Origin of the sequence: Streptomyces sp. NPDC059909 (assembly GCF_042730885.1) — a bacterium.
Taxonomy (GTDB): domain Bacteria; phylum Actinomycetota; class Actinomycetes; order Streptomycetales; family Streptomycetaceae; genus Streptomyces.
Genome location: NZ_JBHWKX010000045.1, coordinates 50,201 through 62,027, shown reverse-complemented (window position 1 = coordinate 62,027; position 11,827 = coordinate 50,201). Strand labels below are relative to the sequence as shown.

The window sequence follows — 11,827 nt, the reverse complement described above, 5'->3', positions numbered from 1 at the left end:
GATATGCAGGGAACTCCGCCGCTTCGCGGCTCCGCGCCAAGGACCCATTCCTCCCCGCCCTGAAGGACGGGGCCTCCTGGGAGAAATCAGGTGAATTCCGGTCGGTCTCCGGTGTCCCGGCCGGTCTCCGGTGTCCCGGCCGGTGTCCGGCGTCGGCCACGCTGGGTACGCCCGCGGTCCGAGAGTTCCGGGTCATCCCCCGGGGAGGCGGCCCACAAGTCGGTATCCCGTGACGAACTCGGCCCGGATCCGCACCACATGGTCCGTCCCGGAGTCCACCCAGGGCGTGAGGAGACGCTTGTAGCGGGCCAGCTCGTCGGGGTGTGACACACGAGTCGCCGTGCCGGTGACGACGACGCTCCAGCCGCTGCGGGTCTCGGGGTCGAGCTGGTCCGCTTCGTACGCGACCACCTCGGACAGCAGCGCGTGGTGGAGCAGGGCGGAGCCGGTATGGGTGCGGATCACGATGTCGCCGTCGTCCAGCACATGGTTGACCGGTCTGATGGCGGGCAGCGCTTGATGGGAGAACGCGACGCGTCCCACCTGCACGCTGCCCAGCAGCGCGAGAGCGTCGGCCGGGCTCAGGTCGACCAAGCCTGCCGGAGGCTCGGAGACGGTAATCACGGCAGTCCTCCTTCGACCGGCACCCGGTCCGCACCCGCGGGCCGGGGAACGTCGACATCGCAGCGCGCCTGCACGCGAAGCCCACCGGATCAAGCAAGTCACGAACCGCTGTACCCGCACAGGGCCACACGGGCACATCCGGAGGACCATTCGGCCGCGCGCACGGCGACCTCGGCCGCGCAGCTGCTTCTCCTCGCTGCCGCCGGATCCTCCTTCCAGGCCGGACCCGGACTGCTCAAGGCCCTGCCAGCACGGCGAACCGTCCCGGAGTGCTCCCCGGCGTACTCGGCCGGGGTGAACCGCCAAATTCCTCGTGGGCCTGCCGGGCGATGACCCGCCTTCGCCCGCACCGAAGGCAGGACCGCACTCGCCTGGGTCAACGGCCTGGCGACCGCCCCCGTCGCCTTCACCTTGGTGGTCAACCTGCTGCGCGGCCGGCCCGTGCTCCCCCTCGCCGCCACCTTGCTCAGCGCGGTCGCGTTCTACGCCCGCTGGGTCAGGGCCGGGCGTCCCACCGGGGCGGCATGGAGGACGTCGAGGTCCGCGCGGAGGCCGGATGACCCGGGTCGTCGGCCGTCCATCGCGTGGTCGTCGCAGGAGCAGCGGCCCGCTGCGGAGACTGCGCGGAGAGAGACTGTCAGTGAGCCGACGTTGTGCCGGATCGGCCGCGTGACGCCCCGAGGGTGCGTCGGCGCACGCGGACGACGGCCTGCGCCCGCCCGCAGGAGATGGTGATGAACAGCTCGGTACGGATCGGGAGCGTTCTCGGTGTGCCTCTGCGGATCCACTGGACGGTGCCCCTCCTCGTGGTGCTTTTCGGTTACAGCCTGGGCAGCCGGACGCTCCCCGCGTGGCTACCGGGGCGATCCGCAGCCGTGTACGCGGTCGCCGGCTCCGCAGGGGCGCTGCTGCTCGTCGTGAGCCTGCTGGCCCACGAGGCCGCGCACGCCGTCACCGCCCGGAAGAGGGACATCCCGGTGCACGGCGTGACGCTGTGGGCTCTGGGCGGAATGACGGAGCTGGGCGGCAAGCCCCACACGGCCGGCGCGGCCTTTCTGGTCGCCGTGAGCGGGCCGCTCACCAGCCTCGTCGTCGGTGGCGTGGCGCTCGGGGCCGGTATCGGGGTGCGGGCGCTGCTCGGCTGGGCGATGCCCGCGGCCGTCCTGGTGTGGCTCGGGTGGGTCAATCTGGCGCTCGCAGCCTTCAATCTGCTGCCCGCCGCACCGCTCGACGGAGGACGGGTGGTGCAGGCCGTGATGTGGTGGCGCACCGGCGACCGGTACCGGGCGGAGCGAGCAGCCGGACGCAGCGGACAGGCGCTCGGCGTCCTGATGATCGCTGTCGGATGGATCTCGTTCCTGCGCGGCGCCGTGAGCGGACTGTGGCTGGCCGTCATCGGCTTCTTCGTCCTGATCGTCGCCAACGCCGAGCGGCAACGCGCGTCCCTGGCCACGGCCGTGCACGGCGTACGAGCCGCCGACGCCATGTCCCGTCCCGTGGAGACCTGCCCCGACTGGCTCACCGTGGAACGCCTCATCGACGAAGTGGTGCTGCACACCCGCCACTCGACGCTGCCCGTGCTCGACATCGAAGGGCACCCCACCGGCACGGTCAGCCTGTCGCGCCTCAAGCGAGTCCCCCCGGCGCAGCGGGACACGCTGCGCGTGCGCGACGTCGCCGTCCCGCTGGCGCAGTGCACCACGTGTTCGTCGAGCGACCTCCTGGAAGACGTACTGGAAAAGCTCCACCCGGTCCGCGGCATGCCGATTCTCGTCATCGACGGCCCGCGCCTCGTGGGCGTCATCACCGCGCACGACCTTTCCCGACTGGCCCTGCGCCACGCGCTCCGCGCCCCTGGGCAGCCCTGAGCCTGCTCGAGCGCCATCGCGCCGCGCCCACCTGAGTGATTCCGGTGTGCCGGTCGGGACCCGTCCAACGTGCCGCGCGACGTTCGACGCGCCTGCTCGATACCTTCCAGGAACGCCGACCGCCGGCCCCGCCCGGCCGTCCATGCCGTAACAAGGAGCTGATCATTCATGGCCGTGTGCGAGGTCTGCCACAACGACTACGAGATGTCCTTCGAGGTGCGTGCCGCAGGAGCCGTCCACGTCTTCGACAGCATCGAGTGTGCAGCGCAGAAGATCGCGCCGATCTGCGACAACTGCCAGTGCCGCATCCTCGGCCACGGCCTCCAGTCGAACGGGCAGTTCTTCTGCTGCGCGCACTGCGCCCGCCAGCAGGGCGTCGCGCAACTCGTGGACCACGCCTGAGTGCCGCGCGGGAGTGCCTTCGGCCTACGTCTGGCCCCCGCCTGACGGGGGGTGAGGCGGCCCGCGGTTACGCCGCGCCCAGGCGCATCCACGACCGCGAGGACGAGACCTTCTTCGTCCTCGACGGCACCGTGCGCTTCGTGGCCGGCGACGAGGAGCACTCGGCGGGCCCCGGGGTTCTGGCGCTCCTGCCTCGCCGGATGCCGCACGCATTCGTCGTCACCTCGCCGAACGCGCGTCTTCTCACGCTGATCACGCCCGCGGGATTCGAGGGATTCGTGGTCGAGGCGGGGACACCTCCGGACGCGCCGGTCGAAGGCCCGCCCGACGTCGAAGCCCTGAAGGCCATGGGGACCCGCTACGGCGTCGAGATCATCGGCCCGCCTCCCGTGCCCTGAGGGGGAGGGGGAGCACGCTCCAGCGGCCCTCGCGCGCGAATGCCGCCCGGCGGACGGCGTGTGTGCACGATGGGCCCTAGCCTGGAACGGAGCGCCCCGTACGCCGCACCACCAGCGGACGCCACAGTCAGGACCATGCGCGTGCTCGGCGTGGTCGGACAGTTCCGCGCAGCCAGGACTCGGAGGCCGGTATGGCACTCGGCCGCTTCCGGCGCAGGCCCCAGCGTTCGGCAGTCCGCTTCGACGAAATGGAGGCGAACCTCCGGGCAGATCTGCAGGGAGTCCTCGCGCTGAACGGAATGGGCGGTTTCGTATGGGAGCCGGACACCGGTGCGTTCTTCCTCGACCCCGGAGGTCTCGCTGTCTTCGACTTCGCCCCGGGCGAGTTCGACGGCCATGTGAAGACACTCGGCCGACGCATTGTGGCCGAGGACCGTCCCCTGCTCCGGAAACTGGTGCACGACGCGCTCGAGCACCGTGACAGCTACGGCGCGTACTTCCGTATCCGCTGCTCCGACGGACACATCCGCTGGACCCACACACAGGGCCACATCCAGCGCGACAGAACGGGCCGGCCGCGCCGCGTCGTCGGCATCGTCCGGGACGCCGGCCCCGAGCTCGAGCACCTCACGCAGCAGGCCGCGCTGGAGGCGGACCGCCAGCGCCAGACGGACGTCGTGCAGACGACCACCAGCGCCCTCTCCCAGGCCTTGACCGTCGACGACGTGGCGGCCGCCCTGACCAGCGAGAAGGTCATGCACACGATCGGCGCCGCAAGCATGGTCCTCAGCCTCGTCGAGAAGAAGCGACTGCGGATCGTCGCCACCGCCGGCCTCCCACCCGAGTACGCCCGCGACATGCAGTTCGTCCGCCTCGACGATCCCCTGCCCATCGCCGAGGCCGTCCGCACCCAGATCCCTCGCTTTGTGCGCCGTGACGAGGCCATGACCTACCCCCGGCTCCGGCCGCACGTCGTGGACACCGACCTGACAGTCTCCGCCCTGCTGCCCCTCATCGCCCAGGCCAAGCCGATCGGTGCCCTCGCGATCATTTGCCGGAACAAGCACGACTTCACCCCCGAGGAGCGCAACCTGCTCCTCGCGCTCGGCGGCACCGTGGCCCAGTCCGTGCAGCGGGCCGTGCTCTACGACGAGGAGCACGCCATGGCCGTGGGCCTGCAGCGGGCCATGCTCCCCGCCGGCATCCCCGACGTCGCGGGCGCACGGATCGCCGCCCGCTACCGACCCGCGCGCACCGGCCACCAGATCGGCGGCGACTGGTACGACGTCGTGCCCCTGCCCACCGGCCGCGTGGGCCTGGCCGTCGGCGACGTCCAGGGACACGACATCCACGCCTCCGCCGTCATGGGCGGACTGCGGATCGCGCTGCGCGCCTACGCCGCCGAGGGGCACCCGCCCGCGACCGTCCTGGCCCGCGCCTCCACCTTCCTCCACGACATGGACACGGAGCGCTTTGCCACCTGCATCTATGCCGATCTCGACCCGGTCACCGGCTTGGCCCAGCTCGTGCGGGCCGGGCATCACGGCCCGATCCTCAAGCACGCGGAGGGCGGGTGCAGCCGACCGTACGTCCACGGCGGGCTGCCGCTCGGCCTGCCGCAGCACAGCCACTCCGCCTCGTACCCGACGACCCTGGTCCAGCTCGGCCGCGACGACACGCTGCTGCTGTGCACCGACGGGCTGATCGAGTTCCGCGGCATGGACATCGACGAGGGGATGGACCAGATCGAGACCGTCCTGCGCACCGGACCCTCCGACATGGACGAGCTCGCGGAGCACCTCGTCGCCACCATCGAGGACCGCCAGGGCCAGGAGGACGACATCGCGCTTCTGCTCGTCGGTCTGACGGGCAGCCTGTCCGTCTCCCGCTAGCGAGTGACGCGATCACGCCGCACGCGGCGACGGCCTCTCCCGTCACGGGGGAGAGGCCGTCGACTCGCCCTGTCACGGTGCGCGGCGGAGCATGTGCTCCGGCGCTACGTCAGGCAGGCACCGTCGGCGCCGAGCTTGCCGGGTGCGGCGTCGGACCCACCGAGGTCGAGGGCGTAGACGCGGATCACCGGCCGCCGGGTGATGAACCCGCAGGGTCCCACGGGGCGGCACGTGTCCGGCCCGGCCACGTCGAACGCATCGAGCGCGCGCCCCCCGGGGGAGATCCGACCGTGTCAGTCTCCTGCCGGCAGGACCAGGCCGCGGTCACCGTCGACCTGACCCGCCGGCCGTCGCTGAGGCGAGTGGTCCCGTCGACCGTGGCCATCACCAGGAATCCCGTACTCACGTGCGATGATCGCCGCGTGGGACGCGACACCGCCCCTGTCGACGATCACGGCAACTGCCCTGCGGAACAGCGGTGTCCACGCAGGGTTGGTGTAGGGCGCGACGACGACGTCACGAGTGCGCAGTTCGCCGAACTCGTCCATGGTGCGGACGACCCGGACCGGACCTTCCGCGACGCCGGCACTTCCCGGGCTTCCCCGCAGCAGGACGTCGCCGCCGGCCTCGCCGATCTCCTGCGCGGGAACCAGCGGTGCCCCGGCGAGTCCGGCCCGCTTGGCCTTGCGCCGGGTCGCGATCTCCCGCAGATCGGCGCAGTACGCGGGTGATCACCGCTGTCCGCTGGATCGCGTCCCGGCCCAGGTCGTCGTCGGTGTGCGGTGCGTCCACGACGGCCCCGCGCGGCCGTGACACGGCGACGAACAGCGTCCCGATCCGGCGGCTGTCCTGGGGGCCGGACCGGCGACACCCGTGGTGGCCAGTCCGTACGAGGCGCTCATCAGCCGCCGTACGCCCTCGGCCATCTGCCCGGCCACATCGCGGTGGACGGCCCCTTCAGCCGCCAGCAGCCGCTCGTCGACGCCCAGTACCGACGCCTTGACTCGGTGGTGTACGCGATCACCCCGCCGCGGAAGGTCTGCGACGCGCCCGGCGCCTGCGCCGGCGCTGCACCGAGCCGGCCCCGGTGAGCGATTCGGCGACCGCGACGGTGTGCCCAGCGGCGGCCAGGGCCTCGAGAAGCTGGCGGGCGAGGAGCCCGGCCAGGTCCAGTCCCGCTCGCTCCGCCGGGGCGCCGTCCGAGCCCGGAGGATTGCTGTCCACATCCTCATCGTGCGTGTGGTCCGCGGGGACCGCCTCCCGGAGCGCGGGTTGCGGGTGCGCGTCGCGGCATCGCGGCGGCGGGGGTGCCCCAGGTGCCGGGTGGTCGTACCGCAGCGGGCACGGCGGCATGCGTAGGGGGACCGTTCCGGGGTACTCGGTGCCGACACCCCAGGAAAGGACGGTCCGATGACGGACACATCGCGTCTGCCCGGCGCGTTCCATCACCACTGGGACTGGCAGCTGCGTGCCGCCTGCCGTGGCGTCGACAGCAGTCTGTTCTTCCCTCCGCCCGACGAGCGCGGTGACGCGCGGGCCGAGCGGGAGAGGAAGGCCAAGCGCGTGTGCCGACGGTGCCCGGTTCGCGCGGAGTGCCTGCGCCATGCGCTGAAGGCGCGTGAGCGGTTCGGCGTGTGGGGCGGGCTCGGCGAACAGGAGCGCCTGGCCATGCTCGGTCGGGCACGGCGCGAGCGGCATGCGGCGTCGCGGTCGTCGAGGTAGCGCCGCGATCGACGCTCAGGTCGGCCGGTCCCGCGTACGCCGCCGGTGGCTGGTGTCGCACCAGGGAAAGCGCAGACTCCTCCGGCAGATGCACAGGGCCACGCAGAAACGGTCCGAGGTGACGACGGTGCCGTCTTCCAGGACGACCTCGACCGGGCCCTCGACGAGCAGGGGCCCGTCGGTCCGTATGGTGATGCGGCGCGGCACGTCACGGCGTTCGTTCGGCACGGATGACCACCAGTTCTTCCTTCTCCCCGTCCGGACTCAGCAGACCCCGGCTGCACAGCCAGGACCGTCTGGACCGCAGGACGGGTCCGAGGCGTACGCAACGGCGCTCCGTGACCTCGGCCGTCAGGCCCGCCGAGCGCAGCCGTGCCAGGGTGGGGCCTTCACCGCTGAGCACCGAGTGCACGACCAGCAACACCCCGCCCGGCCGGAGCAGGCGAGGCACCTCACGACAGATCCGGTCGAGGACCCACCGGCCGTCCCGGCCGGCGTCCCAGGCCCGGGCCGCGCCGTGACGTGGCGGGGACTCCGCCGGGCTCGGGACGTACGGCGGGTTGGTGACGACGAGGTCGAAGGTGCGGCCGGCGACCGGGGCGGTCAGATCACCGTGCAGCACCCGCACGGGGGTCCTGGCCAGCAGAGCGTTGAGCCGGGCGGTCCAGACGGCAGGGCGGGAGATGTCGACGGCGGTGACCTGGGCGCCGCGCATCGCGGCGGCCAGCGCCAGGGCGCCGGTTCCCGTGCCGACGTCGAGAACCCGGGCACGCGGTGGCAGTGCCTCGCGGAGGAGTGCGCCTGCCAGCAGCGCCGTGTCCTCTTGCGGGGCGTACACCCCCGGAAGGGCTATGAGCGTCACATGTCCCGCGTACCCATTTGTGAGGAATGAACCTTCTGACGGTCGACGAGTCCGAGGACTCAACCGGTCCGAGGGCTCACCCGGTCCACGGCGTGCGCCGGTCTACGGAATGCACCGGTCGACGGAGTGAACCCGTCGATCCCGCCGCGGATCGTGTCCCGCAGGGGAACGGCCCGTGATGATCGTGCCGTCGCCGGCGAGCGAGGTCCGCCCGTCGCGCCAGGCGCCCAGCACATGCTCCGCGAGCCGGTCGTCCAGATGGACGGTCGCGTCGACGCCGAAGGCGACGTCGGCCTCCAGGTGGGGTTCCTCCTCCAGGAGCCCCGCGACGACCTCGCGGCGCACGACCTGTTCATGGACGGCGTCCGCCTCGACGTGCTCGTCGTAGAAGAACTCCGCCGCCTGCCCGGCCCCCGTGCGCCGCATGGCCGTGGCCAGTCGCCTGGACCCGGGCGAGGAGGTGATCTCCACGGTCGCGAAGTGGCCGACCAGACAGCCGCGCAGCGCGCGGTGGAGTCCGAAGAGGGACATGAGGTTCACCGTGGCCAGTGTCTGGGCCGGCGCCGCGTCGAGGTAGCGGCCGTAGGTGGTGTCGAGGCCCAGGTCCGTCATCAGGTCGGCGAAGAGCTGCGCGTGGACCCGCTCCGCCCGGCCCCCGCCGAACTCGTCGAACTCCACGGCCGCCATCCCGGCCTTGGCCCGTCCCCACAGCCGCGGCAGCACCCAGGCATGCGGATCGGCCTCCTTGAGGTGGTACAGCGACCGCTGCGCCGCGTACTCCCGCAGCTGCCACAGCTCTCCCTCGTCCCGGAGGAAGTGGGAGACGCCGCTGCCGTGCACCGGTTCCACCAGCAGCCCGGCCAGCGCGTCGTCCACTGTCGCGTGGCACGTCGCCTCCTCGCGGAGTACGGCGAGGAACCGCTCCTCCAGCACCCGCCGCACACGGAGCAGATCCGGATCCCACTCCAGGGCCGGGTCCACTCCGGCGAAGCCGCGGTAGTGCAGTTCGTAGCAGATGTACAGGGCGAGATGCAGGTCGTCCCCGTAGGGGTCGGCGCCGCTCGCCACGGCCTGATGATCCGCGGGGAGCGCGGCTCCTGCGGCGAGGCGGTCGATGACAGCCGCCGACAGCGTCCCCCGCGGCCGAGGCAGGGGCGGCCCGTGATGGTTGATCGCTATGTCACTCATGCCTCTCGTGTACCCGATATCTCGGGCATCGCGCGGGATATCGGGGATTACGCGGGATCTCGGGCATGGCTCGGGCGGAAAACGGCGATTCACACACCGCCGTTTGCCGTCCCGAGCCTTGGGAAGGCGAAAGTGCATAACTCTGAGTGGTTCTTGGTTGTCGGGACAGGGAGCGCCGTGAATCGAATGGCCACCCATGGGAGCACAAAACATCCGCACGCCGACGCCCCCGACACCCGGGCCGCGTTCAACCGCCTGGCCGAACTGCCCGAGGGATCCGAGCGTGAGGTTCTCCGCCGGGAATTGGTGAATGCCTGGCTGCCCATGGCGGAGCGGCTCGCCGGTCGGTTCAGGAACAGGGGCGAGGCGCTGGAGGATCTGTGCCAGATAGCGGCGCTCGGCCTGGTCAAGGCCGTCGACCGCTACGATCCCGAGTCCGGCACGCCGTTCGCCGGTTTCGCTGTGCCGACCATTACCGGCGAGATGAAGAGGCATTTCCGCGACCACCTGTGGAGCGTGCATGTGCCACGTCGGGTCCAGGAATGTCGAAATCGCGTACGCGCGGCGCAGAATCGGCTCACCACTACTGTCTCCGGCCGCGCGCCGACCCTCGAGGAGATCGCCGAGGAGTCGGGACTTACGGCCGACGAGACCAAGGAGGGACTCGAGGCCGCCGGCTCCTTCGCCGCCCTGTCCCTGGACGCCGGGGCCCCCGGCAGGGAGTACGGCCGAACCCTCGGTGAAACGATGGGCGATCCCGATCCTGCGCTCGACACGGTCATCGACAGGGAGGCCGTGAAGCCCTGCCTGCGTCGATTGCCCGAGCGGGAGCGGAACATCCTCTACATGCGCTTCTTCCGCGACATGACGCAGAGCAGAATCGCCGAGGATCTCGGGATCTCCCAGATGCATGTGTCGCGGCTCATCAGTCGCACATGCGACCGGCTGCGTGGCGAAATCATGCAGGGCGTCGAATAGGTGCTGGGCGGTCTCTGCCGCGAGCCGCTTCAGCCGCGCTCCGCGCAACCTCGGGCGCTCGCAGGCGTGTTCAGCCTTCAATGCCGGTGGACGTGTGCGCGGCGCCCACCGGTTTGGACTCGGGAGAGCCGCGTTGGCGCAGGTAGACCGAGAGGATGGCCATGGACGCGACGGCGAGGAGTTCCGACTGCCAGTTCTGCAGGGACCGGCTCCAGAAGTCAGCCGAGACCAGATACTCGCCCCATCCGACCGGTGCCTGGAGCTGGCGCAGGCGCTGCTCGTTGAAGGCGGCTGTTCCGGCGATCGACTGGGCCAGCCAGGAGAGGACGAACAGGCTCCCCATGACCAGCCCGAGCGAGCGGGAGAAGACCGTCTGGCGCCAGTCCCGGGTGCCGGCCCAGCGCGGCGAATCGGGCTGGGCGTGCACGCCCATGCGCTGTTCCTCCTCGGACTCCACCCCGGCCTTGTGCAGCTTCTTCGACTCCGGCGAGCCGCGCTGCAACAGCCACACCGTGCCGAAGACGTAGAGGAAGAACTGCAGGTACTCCGACTGCCAGTTCTCCGTCACGTCCACCGCGAAGTCCGACGACATCACGTACTCGACGAGGCCCACCTGGGCGAGACCGTCGATCGCGAGCTGCTGGTTGAACTCGGCACGGCCGGCCAGGGCCTGACCCACCAGCACCACGACGAAGCCGATGCCGAAGGCCAGACTCAGACTGTTGTCATGTACGAAGCGGCGCATGCGGTGTCGCTCTCTCCTCGGGGTCACCGGTGCAGGAGTCCGACCGCGATGAAGTAGGCCAGGCCGCCCAGCACCACGACGAGACAGCCACTGAACACGAGCCTCATCGGGTCACGCTCCCTTGATCGTGCACTGGTACGGCTTGCCCGGCTCGGCCTCACAGCCTGCCGCGACGACTCTCCAGCCGTCGCCGAACCGTGACAGAAAGAGCGTGTCGCCGCGCAGGACAACCAGTGCCTGCCTGCCGTAGACATCGACGTGCTGGACCGGGCCGCCTTCGGGGAGCTGTTCCCGTGCGAGTGCGGCGGAACACTTCATGCGCTGGGACTCCTCGAGCTCACTGTGGGTCTCGGGAGCCAGCAGGGTGCATGCGGCAGTGGTGTCTCCGCCGTGCAGTGCGCGCTCGAATTCTTCCGCCAACGCGGCGGCTTCGCCATTGCGGGCCGTCGCACCGCCGCAGCCGCTGATGGTGCCGACCATCAGCAGCAACAGAGCTGCACCCGGGACGGCCGTCCGCCGCGTGCTCAAGGTCGGTTTCGGGTAGCGCGCTTGGACATCGGGCCCTTTCTTCCACGGACGGGACACTCTTCTGCCGCTCCGCGGGGCAACGCGGCCAGTTTCCCAAGCGCACGGCCGTCATGCCCGGTCAGTTGTCCTGATGGGCCGGATCATCACCCGTTCGGCGCTGCAGTATTCAATGGACTTGACGGCGATCTCGCGCCCCAGCGGCCCGCACGCCCGCCCGAGGAGATGAGGATGCCGGCGGGTGGGAGGCTGCGCCCTCGGCTGGGTTCGCCACACTCCGCCAGGGCGGCGCCCACTCGCGACCCTCCCACCAGCGGCAGTCCAGGACGATGGGGGCTGCTCGCCCTGACCGTCCCCGATTTCCAACGGCACCGGGGGTTCCGACTCGGAGGGCGGCACCCCGACCTGGCCCTGCGCATGCTCGCCGGCTGGACCGCCGACAACGCACACATCAGCCACGAAGAAGCCGCCAAGCACGAGCAGTGAGATCGTCCTGCCCGTGGCGAAGGCAGCAGCCCAGCAGGTCATGGTCGCGCTCCGGGCGTCCAGGCCTGTCGGCCGCCACGCCTGGATGCCGCAGTGCCCGGGCACTCGCGCGCCCGGGGGGATGCCCAGGATGCCCG

At 71.0% G+C, this 11,827-nt stretch carries 14 protein-coding genes and 1 pseudogene; 6 read left to right on the top strand and 9 right to left on the bottom strand.

Translation table 11 applies throughout. The features are described 5' to 3' along the window. Positions 1–192 precede the first annotated feature (192 nt). The gene (locus tag ACFV9O_RS26925; protein WP_385422109.1) at positions 193–624 is read right to left on the bottom strand and encodes a pyridoxamine 5'-phosphate oxidase family protein; all 432 of its coding nucleotides are present in this window, start codon (positions 622–624) and stop codon (positions 193–195) included. 734 nt (positions 625–1,358) lie between these two features. Between ACFV9O_RS26925 and ACFV9O_RS26920 the strand changes: the two genes are divergently transcribed. From ACFV9O_RS26920 to ACFV9O_RS26905, 4 genes are all read left to right on the top strand, one after another. Further along, entirely contained in the window at positions 1,359–2,492 is a 1,134-nt protein-coding gene (locus tag ACFV9O_RS26920; RefSeq protein ID WP_385422107.1) for a site-2 protease family protein, read from the top strand. A 168-nt stretch (positions 2,493–2,660) separates the two neighbouring features. Continuing rightward, the gene (locus tag ACFV9O_RS26915) at positions 2,661–2,894 is read left to right on the top strand and encodes a hypothetical protein (protein WP_385422105.1); all 234 of its coding nucleotides are present in this window, start codon (positions 2,661–2,663) and stop codon (positions 2,892–2,894) included. Beyond that, a complete protein-coding gene (locus ACFV9O_RS26910) occupies positions 2,792–3,292 on the top strand; it encodes a cupin domain-containing protein (RefSeq protein ID WP_385422103.1) in 501 nt (166 codons plus the stop codon). Before ACFV9O_RS26915 ends, ACFV9O_RS26910 begins: the two co-directional genes overlap by 103 nt. A 191-nt stretch (positions 3,293–3,483) precedes the next feature. Continuing rightward, complete coding sequence (locus ACFV9O_RS26905; RefSeq protein WP_385422101.1) at positions 3,484–5,184, top strand: SpoIIE family protein phosphatase; 1,701 nt, start codon at positions 3,484–3,486, stop codon at positions 5,182–5,184. A 293-nt stretch (positions 5,185–5,477) separates the two neighbouring features. Here the strand turns inward: ACFV9O_RS26905 and ACFV9O_RS26900 are convergent, their stop codons facing one another. The 3 genes and pseudogenes from ACFV9O_RS26900 to ACFV9O_RS26890 form a co-directional block, all read right to left on the bottom strand. Then, entirely contained in the window at positions 5,478–5,732 is a 255-nt protein-coding gene (locus ACFV9O_RS26900; protein ID WP_385422099.1) for a PEP-utilizing enzyme, read from the bottom strand. Positions 5,733–5,915: 183 nt separating this feature from the next. After that, positions 5,916–6,208: pseudogene (locus ACFV9O_RS26895) on the bottom strand (CinA family protein). Continuing rightward, entirely contained in the window at positions 6,205–6,408 is a 204-nt protein-coding gene (locus tag ACFV9O_RS26890; RefSeq protein ID WP_385422097.1) for a hypothetical protein, read from the bottom strand. Before ACFV9O_RS26890 ends, ACFV9O_RS26895 begins: the two are co-directional and overlap by 4 nt. Before the next feature lie 186 nt (positions 6,409–6,594). Here ACFV9O_RS26890 and ACFV9O_RS26885 point away from each other — a divergent pair, with 186 nt between their 5' ends. Beyond that, positions 6,595–6,906, top strand: coding sequence for a WhiB family transcriptional regulator (locus ACFV9O_RS26885; protein WP_385422095.1), 312 nt, complete (start codon positions 6,595–6,597; stop codon positions 6,904–6,906). 15 nt (positions 6,907–6,921) lie between these two features. Here ACFV9O_RS26885 and ACFV9O_RS26880 read toward each other — a convergent pair whose 3' ends face one another. The 3 genes from ACFV9O_RS26880 to ACFV9O_RS26870 all read right to left on the bottom strand — a co-directional run bounded on the left by ACFV9O_RS26880 (position 6,922) and on the right by ACFV9O_RS26870 (position 8,956). Next, complete coding sequence (locus ACFV9O_RS26880; RefSeq protein WP_385422093.1) at positions 6,922–7,134, bottom strand: CDGSH iron-sulfur domain-containing protein; 213 nt, start codon at positions 7,132–7,134, stop codon at positions 6,922–6,924. Further along, on the bottom strand, positions 7,115–7,768 hold the full coding sequence (locus ACFV9O_RS26875; protein ID WP_385422091.1) for a HemK2/MTQ2 family protein methyltransferase: 654 nt from the start codon (positions 7,766–7,768) through the stop codon (positions 7,115–7,117). The genes ACFV9O_RS26880 and ACFV9O_RS26875 overlap by 20 nt, the downstream gene beginning before the upstream one ends. Before the next feature lie 102 nt (positions 7,769–7,870). Further along, positions 7,871–8,956, bottom strand: coding sequence for an iron-containing redox enzyme family protein (locus ACFV9O_RS26870; protein ID WP_385422089.1), 1,086 nt, complete (start codon positions 8,954–8,956; stop codon positions 7,871–7,873). Positions 8,957–9,142: 186 nt separating this feature from the next. On the opposite strand from ACFV9O_RS26870, the gene ACFV9O_RS26865 reads away from it, so the two are divergent. Then, a complete protein-coding gene (locus ACFV9O_RS26865) occupies positions 9,143–9,934 on the top strand; it encodes a SigB/SigF/SigG family RNA polymerase sigma factor (protein WP_385422121.1) in 792 nt (263 codons plus the stop codon). 70 nt (positions 9,935–10,004) lie between these two features. Here ACFV9O_RS26865 and ACFV9O_RS26860 read toward each other — a convergent pair whose 3' ends face one another. Together ACFV9O_RS26860 and ACFV9O_RS26855 are read right to left on the bottom strand one after the other, a co-directional pair. After that, positions 10,005–10,679: a DUF6766 family protein gene (locus ACFV9O_RS26860; RefSeq protein ID WP_385422087.1), complete on the bottom strand. Its 675-nt coding sequence runs from the start codon at positions 10,677–10,679 to the stop codon at positions 10,005–10,007. 111 nt (positions 10,680–10,790) lie between these two features. After that, positions 10,791–11,159, bottom strand: coding sequence for a hypothetical protein (locus ACFV9O_RS26855; RefSeq protein WP_385422119.1), 369 nt, complete (start codon positions 11,157–11,159; stop codon positions 10,791–10,793). Positions 11,160–11,827 lie beyond the last annotated feature (668 nt).